General features: G+C 59.4%; 13 protein-coding genes and 1 tRNA gene. 2 read left to right on the forward strand and 12 right to left on the reverse strand.

Translation table 11 applies throughout. The features are described 5' to 3' along the window. Positions 1–115: 115 nt before the first annotated feature. The 12 genes from lysS to GXM19_RS05800 all read right to left on the reverse strand — a co-directional run bounded on the left by lysS (position 116) and on the right by GXM19_RS05800 (position 9,977). The gene (gene lysS, locus GXM19_RS05740) at positions 116–2,080 is read right to left on the reverse strand and encodes a lysine--tRNA ligase (protein ID WP_006234961.1); all 1,965 of its coding nucleotides are present in this window, start codon (positions 2,078–2,080) and stop codon (positions 116–118) included. A 79-nt stretch (positions 2,081–2,159) separates the two neighbouring features. Next, on the reverse strand, positions 2,160–2,630 hold the full coding sequence (gene greA, locus GXM19_RS05745) for a transcription elongation factor GreA (protein WP_006234960.1): 471 nt from the start codon (positions 2,628–2,630) through the stop codon (positions 2,160–2,162). 106 nt (positions 2,631–2,736) lie between these two features. Further along, a complete protein-coding gene (locus GXM19_RS05755; protein WP_040358998.1) occupies positions 2,737–3,006 on the reverse strand; it encodes a Sec-independent protein translocase subunit TatA/TatB in 270 nt (89 codons plus the stop codon). A 136-nt stretch (positions 3,007–3,142) separates the two neighbouring features. After that, positions 3,143–3,219, reverse strand: a tRNA-Pro gene (locus tag GXM19_RS05760). 49 nt (positions 3,220–3,268) lie between these two features. Then, positions 3,269–4,165: a 4-(cytidine 5'-diphospho)-2-C-methyl-D-erythritol kinase gene (gene ispE, locus GXM19_RS05765; protein ID WP_218565037.1), complete on the reverse strand. Its 897-nt coding sequence runs from the start codon at positions 4,163–4,165 to the stop codon at positions 3,269–3,271. A 2-nt stretch (positions 4,166–4,167) separates the two neighbouring features. Further along, positions 4,168–4,464, reverse strand: a complete 297-nt coding sequence (locus tag GXM19_RS05770) for a Veg family protein (protein ID WP_006234957.1) — start codon at positions 4,462–4,464, stop codon at positions 4,168–4,170. Between the two features lie 130 nt (positions 4,465–4,594). Next, on the reverse strand, positions 4,595–5,041 hold the full coding sequence (gene dtd, locus GXM19_RS05775; RefSeq protein ID WP_040358996.1) for a D-aminoacyl-tRNA deacylase: 447 nt from the start codon (positions 5,039–5,041) through the stop codon (positions 4,595–4,597). A gap of 3 nt (positions 5,042–5,044) precedes the next feature. Then, entirely contained in the window at positions 5,045–5,686 is a 642-nt protein-coding gene (gene rdgB, locus GXM19_RS05780) for an RdgB/HAM1 family non-canonical purine NTP pyrophosphatase (RefSeq protein ID WP_006234956.1), read from the reverse strand. Between the two features lie 142 nt (positions 5,687–5,828). After that, positions 5,829–6,554, reverse strand: a complete 726-nt coding sequence (gene rph / locus GXM19_RS05785; protein ID WP_006234955.1) for a ribonuclease PH — start codon at positions 6,552–6,554, stop codon at positions 5,829–5,831. A gap of 55 nt (positions 6,555–6,609) precedes the next feature. Next, positions 6,610–7,494, reverse strand: coding sequence for a glutamate racemase (gene murI / locus GXM19_RS05790; RefSeq protein WP_006234954.1), 885 nt, complete (start codon positions 7,492–7,494; stop codon positions 6,610–6,612). Positions 7,495–7,547: 53 nt separating this feature from the next. After that, positions 7,548–8,459, reverse strand: coding sequence for an HAD family hydrolase (locus GXM19_RS05795; RefSeq protein WP_006234953.1), 912 nt, complete (start codon positions 8,457–8,459; stop codon positions 7,548–7,550). Positions 8,460–8,492: 33 nt separating this feature from the next. Continuing rightward, the gene (locus tag GXM19_RS05800; protein WP_239057597.1) at positions 8,493–9,977 is read right to left on the reverse strand and encodes a Mur ligase family protein; all 1,485 of its coding nucleotides are present in this window, start codon (positions 9,975–9,977) and stop codon (positions 8,493–8,495) included. A gap of 317 nt (positions 9,978–10,294) precedes the next feature. Here GXM19_RS05800 and GXM19_RS05805 point away from each other — a divergent pair, with 317 nt between their 5' ends. Together GXM19_RS05805 and asnB are read left to right on the forward strand one after the other, a co-directional pair. Beyond that, positions 10,295–12,343: an ABC transporter permease subunit gene (locus GXM19_RS05805; protein ID WP_006234951.1), complete on the forward strand. Its 2,049-nt coding sequence runs from the start codon at positions 10,295–10,297 to the stop codon at positions 12,341–12,343. Positions 12,344–12,534: 191 nt separating this feature from the next. Further along, on the forward strand, positions 12,535–14,403 hold the full coding sequence (gene asnB, locus GXM19_RS05810; protein WP_006234950.1) for an asparagine synthase (glutamine-hydrolyzing): 1,869 nt from the start codon (positions 12,535–12,537) through the stop codon (positions 14,401–14,403). Positions 14,404–14,428: the final 25 nt, after the last annotated feature.

Below are 14,428 nucleotides of genomic sequence, written 5' to 3' on the forward strand. Positions count from 1 at the left end.
GAAACAAGGCGGCATTGACCTTCTGGTCATGCCGCCGAAGTTGAAAGGCAGATTGCCGCTCTGGCGGGCTTGCAGCGTCAACTGGTTACGCGGGTTGGTAAACCCGCGTAACCCCCTAGTACATCTTTGCGCCGGCGGGGATGGAGGCGTCGAGCTGGATCAGGTTGAGGCGCTCCTCGCCCTCCTCCTCGTGGATGGCACTGATGAGCATGCCGCAGCTGGGGATGCCCATCATCTTGCGCGGAGGCAGATTGGTGATGGCGAGCAGGGTCTTGCCGACCAGGTCCTCGGGCTCATAGTATTCATGGATGCCGGAGAGGATGGTGCGGTCGGTACCGGTGCCGTCGTCGAGCGTAAAGTTCAGCAGCTTCTTGGACTTCTTGACGGCCTCGCATGCCTTGACCTTCACAGCGCGGAAATCGCTCTTGGAGAAGGTATCGAAGTCGACGAACTCCTCGAACAGCGGCTCAACGGCGATCTTGGAGTAATCGAGCGTGGGCTTAAGCGACTTGACGAACGGGCTCGCGGCGTTGCCGGCCTCTGCAGCCTTGGCGGCAGCGGCACCGGACTGGAAACCCTTCTCGGGCTTCATGTGCGGGAACAGCAGGACGTCGCGGATAGAAGCCTGGTTGGTAAGTAGCATGACCACGCGGTCGATACCAATGCCAATGCCGCCCGCGGGAGGCATACCGTACTCGAGAGCGCGCACGTAGTCCTCGTCATACTCCATGGCCTCATCGTCGCCGCCGGCCTTCTCGGCCATCTGGGCAGCAAAGCGCTCAGCCTGGTCGACCGGGTCGTTGAGCTCGGAGAATGCGTTGGCGTACTCGTGGCCGGCGATGACCAGCTCAAAGCGGTGGGTCAGACGCGGGTCGTCCTCAAAACGCTTGGCGAGCGGGCTGACCTCGATGGGGTAATCGCACACGAAGGTCGGGTTGACGATGGTGTCCTCGCCCAGCTCATCGTAAATCTCGGCGATGATCTTGCCAGCAGTCCACTCGGGCTTGATCTCCAGGCCCTTCTCGCGCGCGGCGGCGGCAAGCTCCTCGGCGGGCGTGTCGATGGTAACCTTCTTGCCGAGCACGTCAGAGACAATATCAGTCATGGGGCGGCTTGCCCACTCACCGGACAGGTCGATGGTCTGGCCCTGATACTCGATGACCTCGGGGTTGCCGATGGCCTTGTTGGCAGCCTTGATGACACCCTGGGCGAGCGCCTTCATGCCCTCGAGATCGGAGAAGGCACGGTAGGCCTCCATCGTGGTGAACTCGGGGTTGTGGGTGAGATCCATGCCCTCGTTACGGAAGATACGACCGATCTCGAAGACGCGCTCAAAACCGCCGACGATGCAGCGCTTGAGGTGCAGCTCGGTAGCAATGCGCAGGTAGCATTCCTGATCGAGAGCGTTGAAGTGCGTGATGAACGGCTTAGCCGTAGCGCCACCCTGAATGGTCTGCAGGATGGGGGTCTCGACCTCCATGTAGCCGTCGGACTCCATAAAGCGACGGAAGGTGGAGAGGATCTGCGAGCGCTTGCGGAAGGTCTCGCGAACATCGTCGTTGGCAATGAGGTCGACGTAACGCTGACGATAACGGGTCTCCTTGTCGGAGAGGCCGTGGAACTTCTCGGGCAGCGGGCGAACGGCCTTGGAGAGCAGGGTCGCGCTCTTGGGAGCGACGGAAAGCTGGCCGCGCTTGGTGCGCACGACCACGCCGGTCACGCCCAGGATATCGCCCAAGTCGAGGGCCTTGAGCGTGCTCCAGGCTGCCTCGTCCATGTCGTTAATACGGCAGAACAGTTGAACCTCGCCAGTCGCGTCGCGGATGACGATGAACATAATCTTGCCCTGACCGCGCTTGGCAACCACGCGGCCGCCGATCTTTACGACGTCTTCGGTGTCTTCGCCATCGGCAAGCTCGGCATACTTAGCCTCGATGTCGGCAACGTAGTCCTCGATCTCGGAGTGCTCGGGGTACGGATTCTGGCCCGCCTCGAACAGGGAGGCGCGCTTGGCCAGGCGGGTGGCGCGCTCGTCGTTGAGCGTCGATGCCTGATCGGCGGCGTTCTGGTTCTCTGCCATAAGTTAGCTCCTCAAACTAAAACGCTCCCCAGGATTCGGTCCCAGGGAGCGAAAACATACCTTTACGCGGGACCGTGGTCTAGCGTGCGATCTTGGCGATGGTGTAGACGCGGGTCTTGCCAGAAGGCGTAACGACCTCAACGGAGTCGCCCTCGCCGTGACCGATGATGGCGTGGCCGACCGGAGACTCGTTGGAGATCTTGTGCTCGAGCGAGTTGGTCTCGGTGGTACCGACGAGCGTGACCTCCATGACCTCACCGTTGGGATCAATCAACGAAACGGTGGAACCGATGGAGACGGTCAGATCACCCGTGGTGGCAGCAACCTGGGCGTTGGCGAGGATGGCCTGGATCTCGGCGATACGAGCGGCGTTCTGGGCCTGCTTGTCCTTGGCGGCATCGTACTCGGAGTTCTCCGAAAGGTCGCCGAACGCGCGGGCTTCCTTGATGTCCTCGACGATCTCCTTGGCGTAATCGCCTTCACGCCAAGCGAGCTCCTCGACGAGCTTCTGGCGGCCCTCAGCGGTCAGTACGATCTGGCTTGCGTCCATACGGATATCTCCCCAACTATGATGTAACGATCAACTGTCAACAAAACGAAAAAGACCGGCTAGCCTGCGGGCAAGCCGGTCAGGTGCTCACCCCAAAGGGATGGGACTACTCTGCGTCCGCGTCGCCGTCCTCTGCCTTCTTTTTCTTGGCAGCAGCGAGCTTGGCCTCGAGGTCAGCGATCTCCTTGTCCTCCTCGGACTCCTCGACCACAACGTCCTCGGCCTGCTTGGACTCGCCCTTGTCGCCTTCCATGCCCTCACGGATGTTCTTGACGGTAGAGCCAAGCGACTTGCCGAGCTTCGGCAGGTTCTTAGGCCCAAAAATCAACAGGGCGACAATAAGGATAACTACCCACTCAAAGCCTTTAGGGAACATGTACTTTCCTCCCGGAATCAATGCAAACAAGCTCGATGGATTATACCGCAGCGGGCCTGCATGCAGCTTTGGAATCACAACAAGAGCAACAATAGCTAAAAAAAGGGACCGCAAGAAGCGGTCCCTCCTCATGCTCTGGTCGGGTTGACTGGATTTGAACCAGCGACCCCTGCGTCCCGAACGCAGTGCTCTACCAAACTGAGCCACAACCCGTTAGCTCGACTATAGTAACAAAGATTTCCGCCATGTGCTAGAGAAATTTTTACTTCTTTGGCACTTCGATGCGAACCGTGTCGGAAATAAGCTCCGTTGCGCAAGCCCACCAGCCATTTTGCTGAGCGGATGCCGCGAGATTGGATGCCGTGGCAACGGTGTCGCAAATGGCAAACGAGCAAGCGCCCGACCCGCACACATCCACGGCAACCGTGCCGTCCTGCGCACGCAACCAGTCGAGAACCGATTGGATTTGAGGCTCCATTTGCGCAGAAATGACGCCCAAATTGTTCTGGATGAGCGCGTATGCCGTCTCGGCATCCCCAGCACGCAGGGCCGAAGCAATCGCGCCGGGCTTGTCTGCCGGCACCGGGTTCTCATCAAAACGTCGATAGGCTTCAATTGTTGAAACGCTCGCCTCGCGCGGCTTGACCAGCACAACGGGCGTTGCGGGCAGCGCGGGATACTCGGTTGCCAACACGTCTCCCCCACCCACATAGAATGCGGGGCTCGCGTGTAAGAAGAAGGGAACATCAGCACCAATGCCGCGCGCGATGTCATCCAGCGCAGGATCGCCGCGATCGACACCCCAGAGCTCCGCTAAGGCGACAATGACTGCCGCGGCGTCCGTCGAGGGACCGCCCAGACCAGCACACAGCGGAATGTGCTTCTCGATCGTCACGCAAACGTTGGCCTCCCGACCATAACGCTCAGCCATAGCGAGCGCAGCACGATAAGCCGTATTCTTTTGCATGGGAAAGTCGGATGCCGGAATCGTCTGGACGCTCAGCTCCTGCGCCGGGGTGACCGTAACGGTATCGACAAGACCGACGGCTGCCATCAGGGAATCGACCTTATGGTAGCCGCGGTCGTCGCACTCGGTATGAACCCCCAGATAGAGGTTGATCTTTGCCGGCGCGGAAAGGGTCAGGGACCAATCGGTCACCGCTAGTGCTCCTCGAGCTGATTGCCGAGCGGGGTAAAGATGTGCTCGCCGCTCTCGGGGTCGAACAGCTCGACCTGGCCGGTAAGGACATCGATATACTGGTAGGACTGGCGCGACTTGCGGCCACGGCGCTCGTCAACCTCGACGATAAAGACGGCGGGGTGAACACTCTTGATGGTGCCCATGCGCTCGACGACGCGGGTGCGGCCCATGTTGGCCTTCACCTTGACGCGATCGCCCACCATATCGGTCAGCTTCTCGTGGATGTCGTCGACGTGATTGACTTCCATCTCTTCCATGAACAGGGCCTCCAGAAGGTGCAATTCAAAAAGGGGATAATACCCCTAAGATAGACAAAACTCTAATACTATAGCACCCTGCTGCCGCCATACGCAAGTAGTTAAACAAGCCCGGTCCCAAATTGACTACTTACAGACTATCGGTATCCAAGACGATGGTGAATGGGCCGTCGTTGACGAGATCGACTTTCATATCGGCGCCAAAGATGCCGTGCGCCACGTGTTCGACATCTTGGCGAACGAGCGTCAGGAAGTACTCGTAGAGCTCGTTGGCGACATCGGGGGCGCCGGCATCCGTAAACGATGGGCGGCGGCCGTGACGGCAATCGGCAAACAGCGTGAACTGCGACACCACGAGCACCTCACCGTCGACATCGGCAAGTGCCAGATTGGTCTTGCCGTTCTCGTCCTCGTTAATGCGCAAGCCCCGGAGCTTGCCCCACAGCTTATCGGCCTCGGCGCGTGTATCGCCATGGCCCACGCCCAGCAGCACCAGGTAACCGCGGCCAATCTTTCCCACGCACTCGCCGTCGACCGTCACACCGGCATTGAGCACGCGCTGTACCACCGCACGCACGGCCTACTCCTCGCCCGTCAGCTTGGCGGACAGGTGCTCAAGCGCGTGGAAGCGATGGCTGATGGCGTTCTTCTCGTCTGCCGTCAGCTCTGCCATAGTCTTGCCCGGCGTATCAACCGGCAGGAACAGAGGGTCGTAGCCAAAGCCGTGGTCGCCGCGACCCTCGTGCGCGATAACGCCCTCGCAGGCGCCCTCGCCATAGGTGACCAGGCCGTCCTGGTCGATGAGCGCGACGACACTCATAAAGCGCGCGGTGCGGTCCTCGTCGGCCACGCCTTCCAAATTCATGAGGAGCTTGGCGTTGTTGGCGGCATCGTCACCGTGCACGCCCGCGTAGCGCGCGCTATACACACCCGGCTCGCCATCCAAGGCATCGACAACCAGGCCCGAATCGTCGGCGATGGCCATGAGCCCCGTCTCCTCTACCGCAGCCTGCGCCTTGATGATGGCGTTCTCCAAAAACGTCGTGCCGTTTTCCTCGGGGTCCTCAAAATCACCCAGCTGGCCGAGTGCCACAAAGCGCACCTCGGGCATGACCTTACCCAAAATGGCCTCGATCTCGGTGAGCTTATGGGCATTGCCCGTTGCCACGACGATGGTCGCTGCCGGGTCGAGGGTGTCGATATCGATCTTCTCAAGTGCCATGACTGGCCTCCTTGTCTCTATAGCAATGTCGCCCAAGGGAAACCGGCCTCGAGCCCTCTCCCCTCCCTGGCGACAGAAACCTTATAGTTCAGCGTTTCCGCAGATAAAACCTGCCAAAATAAACCTGTCCCTTTTTGGCAGGTTAGGCGAGGGCCTGGCGCTGGAGTTCGATGAGCTCGGCGATGCCCTTGTCGCCCAGGTCGAGCAAGGCGTTGAGACGCTTGCGGTCGAAGGGCGCCTGCTCGCCGGTGCCTTGGAGCTCAATTATCTCGCCGGTGTCGGTAGCGACGAGGTTCATGTCGACCTCGGCGTGGCTGTCCTCGGAATAATCGAGGTCGAGCATGGTGTTGCCGTCGACAACGCCCATAGAGATGGCAGCAACCTGGCCCGTGAGCGGAATGCGCTCGATCTTGCCGGCCTCGACCCACATGGCAAGGGCGTCGTGCAGCGCCACCCAGGCGCCGGTAATGCTCGCCGTACGCGTGCCGCCATCCGCCTGGATCACATCGCAGTCGACGGTGACGGTGTACTCGCCGAGCGCCTTCATGTTGACGACGGTACGCAGGCTGCGGCCGATGAGGCGCTCGATCTCCATGGAGCGGCCCTTACGATTGGCGTACTCGCGCTTGCAACGCTTACCGGTCGATGCCGGCAGCATGGCATACTCTGCGGTTACCCAACCGGCCTTGGCGCCCTTGCGCCAGCCCGGCACGCCCTCCTCGATGGTGGCGGCACACAGCACGCGCGTGTCACCGAACTCAGCCAGGCACGAGCCGTGGGCATGCTTCATAACACCACGGGTGAGCTTGACGGGGCGCAGCTCATTGGCAGCACGGCCGTTGGCGCGGTTGACCTGCATGTACTCCATAGAAATATCCTTTCGGCAAAAGAAGGGGGCAAGTCTTTGGAAGGTAACCCTACATCTATTTCAGTTCGTTGATATCGACATGCTCGATGCTTTTGAGCGGCTGGCCGAAGATAAAGCTACCCGCCACCGCAAACTCGGCAATGTTGTCAGACGTGGTGGCAAAGCGATGCTGCGGTTCGGCAGCGTCGCCCGCCAGCTGCTCGCGGCGCGTGAGGATATCGGTCAGCTCGCGCGTAGTCTCCTCGGCGGAACTCACCACGCGCACCCCGGGCCCCAGCGCATGGCGAATAGGCCCCACGAGCAGCGGAAAGTGCGTGCAGCCAAGCACCACGGTATCGATTCCGCGATCGCGCAGCGGCTCAACCGTGGCGCCGACCAGCGCTCGCACGGCTGGCGTATCGAAGATGTCCTCGTTCTCGAGCCACTGCTCCTGCAGATGCGCACCCGAGGCGAGCTCGTGCTCGACGACCTCGACAAAACTCGAAGCCGGGCATCCATACACGTCCACACCGGCGTCCAGATCCTGAATGGCACGCGTGTAAGCACCCGAGCGAATAGTGAGGTTGGTGGCGAGCACGCCCACGCGGCGCGTGCGAGTGCTGTTAATCGCCGCACGTGCGCCCGGCGCGATGACACCGATCACGGGAACGTCGAGCACCTGCTGAGCCAGACGCAAGGCCGCTGCGGTCGCCGTGTTGCAGGCGATGACCATGATCTTGACATCGTGCTTTGACAGCCAGCGGCCCGCCTGCAGTGCAAACGAGCGCACCTCGTCCTCGGTGCGGGTGCCATAAGGGCAGCGTTTGGTGTCGCCGAAGTAGTAGACGGATTCATGCGGCAGCGCCGTCGCGATGGCGCGTGCAACCGTCAGACCGCCCAGACCCGAATCGAATACGCCAATGGGGCGCGTGTCGCCAGCCAGATTCTCGATATCGGACATTACCTCACCAGATTCTCTCTCGAAAAGATATGGCTCAGAACGATAGGTGCGCGCTACGAACGAGCCGCGACGAGCAGCTCTGCCGTTGCCACCCAGCCGTCGACAATCTTGCCGCGCGTGACGTAAGCGTTGTCGCAAGCGTCCAGGAACTCGGGCGCGCCGGCGCTGGTCAGGCCGTTCTCGACCAAACAGAACGTGCCCACGTGGTCGGCCATGTAGAAATCGGACTCGGAGTCGCCGAGCGCCAGCGTCTCCTCGCGCTCGATCCCCAGGTGCTCGCAGAAGCGCGCAATGGCAACGCCCTTGTTGAGACCCGCCGGATTGATGTTGAACGCCCGGCCGTCCTCGACGCGATCGAGCTCGAGCGTCGTCGGCTTGGACAGGTGGGTCAAATGGCCGTTGCAAGCCCAAACCAAACCGCAACCGGCCTCGTCCAAGATGGCCTGAACCTCATCGTCAGGCACATCGCCGCGCATGCCGACAGTGACCTCGCGGTACTTGTAACCGGTCGACATGTCGTTGTGGTACTCGATCTTATGCGGCCAGCGAGCGAGAATTTTCTCGCACACACCGGTCTGCTCGATCACCTGGTGCGGCGTGAGATCGCAGGCGGGATCGTAGGGCATGTCGCCGGTCAGGTACTCCCAATCGTTGGCCTTGAGGTCGTACATGACCAGGCCGCCCATCTCGCCGATGTAGGAGTTGAGGCCGAGCACGCGCGCGTCCTCGTGGATCATAGTGCGGTTGCGACCCGAGGTGGGAACCACCTGGATGCCGGCACGAGCGAGCGCGACGACCGCCTCGACGAGCTTGGTCGAGGGATTTCCGTCGTTGTCGCGCAGTACGCACGAGCCGGGAGCGAGCATGGTGGCGTCCAGGTCGGTAAAGACGTACTTGACCTTGGCAAGACGCTCGCGCATCTCGCCCGAAAGCTCAGCGACGGTCGGCAGGGTATTGTGGGACATGGTCACTCCATTACGTAGAAGGGGCTTCTGGTCTTAGGCGTCGTACGCCGCAAGGGTGCGCTTGAGAATCGAACCATCGCGCTCACAAGGCTCGGGTCCGTTCTTGCGCAGCATACGCTCTTCCTCGCCCTTACCGGTCACGATGACCACGGCAGGACGGACGGTCTCACGCACGGCAGCCTCGATAGCGGCAACGCGATCAGTCACGATTTGCCAGTTATCATTTCCCTGCGCCTGAACGTTGCGCGCGATCTCGGCGCAAATATCCTCGACATCCTCGGGGCCGGGGTCATCCTCGGTAATCACGATTCGGTCGGCATACTTGCCAGCGGCGATGCCCATCGTGGTGCGTCGATCGACACCCTTACCACCCGTAGCGCCAAATACAACCGCCAGCTCGCGCTCGGGATAGTTCTCGCGCAAGTCGCGCAGGAGTGTCTCGAGGCTCATGCCGTTATGTGCAAAATCGACGATACCCAAGATTTTGCCCGATACGGACGGATAGAGCTCCATGCGGCCGGGAACGAAGACGCCCTCAAAGCCATGGACGATACCCTCTTCAGAAATGCCCAGGACCTCGGCGCAGGCAATAGCGGCAAGCGCGTTGGACACATTGAACTTAACCGGCGTGGGAATCACAATGTCGCGCGTAAAGCGGGGCGTGCGCACCGTTGCCACCACGCCGCAGTCGCCATTACGAATCGCCAGCGCAAACACGTCGGCACGCTCGTCGGTCAAGGAGAACGTCACCGTACGTTCGCAACGAGATGCCGCCTCGAGCACACGATCGACCTTATCCATATCGAGATTGACCACGGCAAAACGGCTCTGCGAGAAGATTTTGAGCTTGCTGGCAAAGTAATCCTCGAGCGTCGGATGCTCAATCGGCGAAATGTGATCCTCGCCGATATTGGTAAAGGCGCCGACTTCAAAGGCGATCTTGCCCGTGCGCTCGTATTTGAGGCCCTGGCTCGATGCCTCCATAACCAGCCACGGGGCACCCGCCTCCGCAGCATGCGCGATGCGAGACTGCAGCAGGAAGGATTCGGGGGTTGTCAGCTTGGAAGGGCCTGCCTCGATGCCGTCGTCGAACTCAATGCCCGTATTAAGAGCGGGCCGATGACAGCCCGTAAGCTTGGCCTCGTTGGCGAGAATGCCGCGCAGATAAAAGCTACAGGTCGACTTTCCCTTGGTGCCTGTAAAGGCGCAGACCTTCACCTTACCCGACGGGTGCCCATAAAAGGCATCTGCCACCACGGCGAGCGTGCGACGAATATCACTCACAATCACCGCGGGAAGATCAACATCGTAATCGACCTCGGAAACGTAGGCCACGGCGCCATCGGCGATTGCCGAAAGCAGGTACTCGCGCTTAAACGCGCGGCCCTTGCAGACAAACAACGTGCCCGGACGCACCTGGCGCGAGTCGTCAGTCGCAAACTCAATGCGCTGGTCGCACGAAGCGCTCGGTCTGGAAACAACAAGGTCATCTTCCTCGAGCAACTCTATATAGCGCATCAGAGTTAGCTTCTCTTGTGTCGGACTCGACATACAAAGACCTCTCTCGCTAAATTCAGCCTTAAAGGGCAAAAGACGTCCCGCGGCAGAAACGATGAAACATTCTGTATTATCAACCATCCTAATATGCCACCTGGCCTTGCGCGCACTGCAGCCTTCTAAAAAATTGCATGGACTGTGCTGTGGGCCAATAAATGACAACAGTGTCCACCCCGTGTAAAAACAAGGAAATCTGGGTGCTATTCTTTATCCAAATGTCTTGATGCGCCTCATTGACCCACAATGCCGACCCATCATGCCCAAGCAAAGGATTCCAGATGAAACGACACTTCGAACGTCGCCACCACTCGGCACATGTCCAGTTGACCCGGCGCATCGTCTGCGCCTTCGCGACGATCGTTGTGGCCCTTGCCACCACCATCGGCGCGAGCGGCTGTTCGTCCTCCCAGAACGCCTCGAGCACCTACACACTCGTCGAGAATGGCAAGTTCACCGTCGCAAGTGACTTGGCCACACCCCCGTTTGAATACGTCAACGATTCCGGCGAAGACCAGGGCTTTACCTACGAACTCATGGGCATGATCGCAGACGAACTCGGTCTGGAGCTCAACTACTTGCCGGCGCAAAAGTTCGACGGCATTATCCCCATGGTCAAGCAGGGTGTAAAGACCGATGTCGGCGCATGTAACATCACGATTACCGATGAGCGCAAGAAAGAGGTCGACTTCACCGACCCCTATATCGACTCTAACCAGGGCGTCGCAGTTGCAAAGAACACTGGATACAACACGGTCGACAGCCTCAACGCACCGGGCGTCAAAATTGCCGTGCAGTCGGGCACCACATCCGAGGAGTGGGCAATCGAGAACCTGCCGCAGGCAACCACCGTCAACTTTGACGACTGGACGGCAGCCTTCACCGCCGTCATGAGTAGTCAGTGCCAGGCGGTCGTATGCGATCTTCCCGTTGAGCAGTGGATGGTTTCGAACTCCTTTACCGGTATGGAGATCATCAAAGAGGTTCCGACGGGCGAGCAGTTTGGCATTGCCGTCTCTAAAGACAACCCCGAGCTGACACAGGCCATCAACGATGCCCTTGCCAAGATCAAGAGCTCCGGCGCCTATGACAAACTGTACGAGAAGTGGTTTGGCATGGCACCCACGAGCGGGTCCGATAACGAGGATGCCTCGAGCCCAGACGACGCGACGGGCGCTTCACTCGCCGTCACCTCGGCGACCGCCAAGTCAAACGAAGACGGCGGCAACGGCGTGCTCGGCGGCATCGCAACCCGCCTGACCTGGGAAGCGACAACGGGTAGCGACGAGGGCGACGTTTCGCAAATTGAGCTTGAGCTGCCCGAAGGCGGGTCATTTGAAAGCACCGATGTTAAGGTCACGCTGCTCGACGGACTGAACCAGACGGGTGTCAAGGCATCGTGCTCGCTGGACGGCTCAAAGCTCGTCATCAAGTTCGCCGATCCCGTCGCTGCCGGCTCGCAGATTCGCGTTGTCGTCCCCGACGTCGTATTCCCGAGCAACGCGGGTGCCTATGCCGTCACCGGCAGCTATGTCACCGACGGCGACAAGCGAGATCTTCCCGAGAGCCCCACCATCAGCGTCTCGGAGAGCACCATGGTGCAAGAAATCGTCGCCTGGCTCGATGCCCAGCCTTGGGTTGCCGCATGGAACTCCAACCCGTTTTTGGGCATGTTCTGCAAGCCGCAGATTATCGTCACCTCAATCGCCTCGCTCTTTAAGGGCTGGGGCATAGCACTTGCCGTGACCGCCATCGGTTTTCCGCTCGCCATCCCCATCGGCTTGCTGTTTGCCTTTATGAAAATCAGTCATAGTCGTATGCTGCGCGGCATCGCCGTGACATACATCAACGTCCTGCGCGGAACCCCGCTCTTCCTGCAGATCTACATTGCGTTCTTTGGGTTCCCTATGATCGGTCTCAACGTGCCCAATCTGCCGCTCGGCGTTGGCGTGCTCGCCATCAACTGCTCGGCCTATCTTGCCGAGATTTTCCGTGCCGGCATCGAGAGCGTACCGCATGGTCAAGCGGAAGCTGCCTACTCGCTTGGCATGACTTGGTCCCAAGTTATGTCGCGCATCGTGGTCCCGCAGGCTGTACGTTACGTTATACCGACTATGACCAGCGAGTTCGTTATGCTGTACAAGGACACGTCGCTGCTTTCGAGCGTTGGTGTCATGGAGCTCATGCTGTTCTCCAAAAACCTCACGGCCACCACGGGCAACATTACGCCCTACATTTGCGCCGCACTTTATTATCTGGTCGTGACGATTCCGCTCATCCACATCGTCACCAAGGTGGAGCACCGTCTCGCCGAGCGCAGCAAGCGCTAACCGCTCATACATAGCGTTCACAACCACGACCCGCCGCTTCATCTGAAGATCGGGCCGTGGTTTTTTCGGTTCGCTCGGCGCTTATGCCCTATCACGAAACAAAAGATTGGCATGATAGTAAAGATTATTTGACATCAGCTGCCGCAATCCTTGCGGCAGTACACCTGAGCCGTCAGCAGAAAGGATCTTGCATGTGCGGTTTTGTCGGTTTTACCGGTACAGATGAACAGAGTGAGCTGGTTCTCACGGCCATGATGAATCGCATCATCCACCGTGGTCCCGATATGGGCGGCCAGCATATCGTTGACAACGTTGCCCTTGGCTTCCGTCGTCTTTCGATTCTCGATCTTTCCGAAGCTGGAGCTCAGCCCATGTCGAGCGACGACGGCAAGGTCACGATTGTCTTCAACGGAGAGATCTACAACTTCCAGGAGCTTCGCGCCGAGCTGGAGGCAGCCGGCTACGCCTTCCACTGCAACGCCGATACCGAGGTCCTGGTGCATGGTTACGAGGAGTGGGGCGAGGACCTGGTCAACCGCCTGCGCGGCATGTACGCGTTCGTGATTCACGACCAGAACAAGAACAAACTCTTTGGCGCTCGCGACATCTTTGGTATCAAGCCGTTTTATTACTACCAGGCATCCGATGGCTCGCTGCTGTTTGGCTCCGAGATCAAGAGCTTCCTGGACCATCCCAAGTTTGAGAAGGCTGTCAACCACGACGCGCTGCGCCCCTACCTGACGCTGCAATTCCCCGCCACGGAGGAGACCTTCTTTAGGGGCGTGTTCAAGCTTGCCCCGGCGCATTGCTTTACATATGACCTGACGACCAACACCATGGACATCAAGCGTTACTGGAGCTGTGACTTCACCGACGACAACTCCAAGACCTTCGAGGAGTACGTGGACGAGTGCGACAAGGTCGTGCACGAAAGCGTCGCTGCACACCGAATCGCCGATGTTAAGGTGGGCTCGTTCCTTTCTGGCGGCGTGGACTCCAGCTACATTGCCGCCTGTCTCATGCCCGACACCACGTATTCTGTCGGCTTTGATTACAAGAACTTCAACGAGACCAACTACGCTGCCGAGCTTTCCGACAAGCTGGGCATCAAGAACGTGCGTAAGATGATTACCGCCGACGAGTTCTTCGATGCACTGCCCGATATCCAGTATCACATGGACGAGCCGCAATCGAACCTGTCCAGCGTGCCGCTGTACTATCTGGCGCAGATGGCTTCCGAGGAGGTCACCGTCGTCCTTTCGGGCGAGGGTGCCGACGAGCTGTTTGCCGGCTACGAGTGGTACGAGGACACCCCCGAGATGCGCTCCTTTAAGAAGCGCGTGCCGCTCGGCGTACGTCGCGCCCTGGGCTCGCTCGTTCAGCATCTCCCCTACTTTAAGGGCCACAACTTCCTGACGAAATGCGCCGAGGTTCCCGAGCGCTGGTATGTGGGTCAGGCAAAGGTGTTCGATCCCTCCGAGGTCGACGAGGTGCTCAAGCCCGCTTATGACACTGGCAAGAACGCCGCGGAGATGTGCGCCGAGTACTACAAGCAAGTTCCCAACTGCTGCGAGCTTTCCAAGAAACAGTATCTGGATATGAACATGTGGCTGCCGGGCGACATCCTGCTCAAGGCAGACAAGATGTGCATGGCGCATTCTCTGGAGCTTCGCGTCCCGTTCCTGGACAAGAAGGTCATGGAGTTTGCCGAGCACATTCCCGCCAACTACCGTGTTAACGAAGAAGGCTGCAAGCTCGTTCTGCGTCACGCTGCCAACCGCACGCTGCCCGACGAGTGGGCAACGCGCAAGAAGGTGGGCTTCCCCGTACCGGTCAAGTTCTGGCTGCGCGAGCAAAAGTACTACGACTACGTAAAGGAATACTTCACCGCACCGTGGGCTGCCGATTTCTTTGACACCGATGCGCTCATGAAACTGCTTGACGATCACTTTGAGGGTCGCGCGCTCAACCAGCGCAAGATCTATACCACGTTGACGTTCCTCATCTGGTACAAGCGCTTCTTTATCGACGAGGACAAGGGCGCCGAAGTCGCCGCGTAAGTTTCGTTATGAATTAGCGGTGAAC

The organism is Collinsella aerofaciens ATCC 25986 (assembly GCF_010509075.1).
Lineage (GTDB): Bacteria > Actinomycetota > Coriobacteriia > Coriobacteriales > Coriobacteriaceae > Collinsella > Collinsella aerofaciens.

What these genes read in the sequence shown, in the direction of transcription:
- lysS (WP_006234961.1), bottom strand. Translation starts at nt 2,080, where the DNA reads ATGGCAGAGAACCAGAACGCCGCCGATCAGGCATCGACGCTCAACGAC.
- greA (WP_006234960.1), bottom strand. Translation starts at nt 2,630, where the DNA reads ATGGACGCAAGCCAGATCGTACTGACCGCTGAGGGCCGCCAGAAGCTC.
- GXM19_RS05755 (WP_040358998.1), bottom strand. Translation starts at nt 3,006, where the DNA reads ATGTTCCCTAAAGGCTTTGAGTGGGTAGTTATCCTTATTGTCGCCCTG.
- GXM19_RS05770 (WP_006234957.1), bottom strand. Translation starts at nt 4,464, where the DNA reads ATGGAAGAGATGGAAGTCAATCACGTCGACGACATCCACGAGAAGCTG.
- rdgB (WP_006234956.1), bottom strand. Translation starts at nt 5,686, where the DNA reads ATGGCACTTGAGAAGATCGATATCGACACCCTCGACCCGGCAGCGACC.
- rph (WP_006234955.1), bottom strand. Translation starts at nt 6,554, where the DNA reads ATGGAGTACATGCAGGTCAACCGCGCCAACGGCCGTGCTGCCAATGAG.
- murI (WP_006234954.1), bottom strand. Translation starts at nt 7,494, where the DNA reads ATGTCCGATATCGAGAATCTGGCTGGCGACACGCGCCCCATTGGCGTA.
- GXM19_RS05795 (WP_006234953.1), bottom strand. Translation starts at nt 8,459, where the DNA reads ATGTCCCACAATACCCTGCCGACCGTCGCTGAGCTTTCGGGCGAGATG.
- GXM19_RS05800 (WP_239057597.1), bottom strand. Translation starts at nt 9,977, where the DNA reads ATGCGCTATATAGAGTTGCTCGAGGAAGATGACCTTGTTGTTTCCAGA.
- GXM19_RS05805 (WP_006234951.1), top strand. Translation starts at nt 10,295, where the DNA reads ATGAAACGACACTTCGAACGTCGCCACCACTCGGCACATGTCCAGTTG.
- asnB (WP_006234950.1), top strand. Translation starts at nt 12,535, where the DNA reads ATGTGCGGTTTTGTCGGTTTTACCGGTACAGATGAACAGAGTGAGCTG.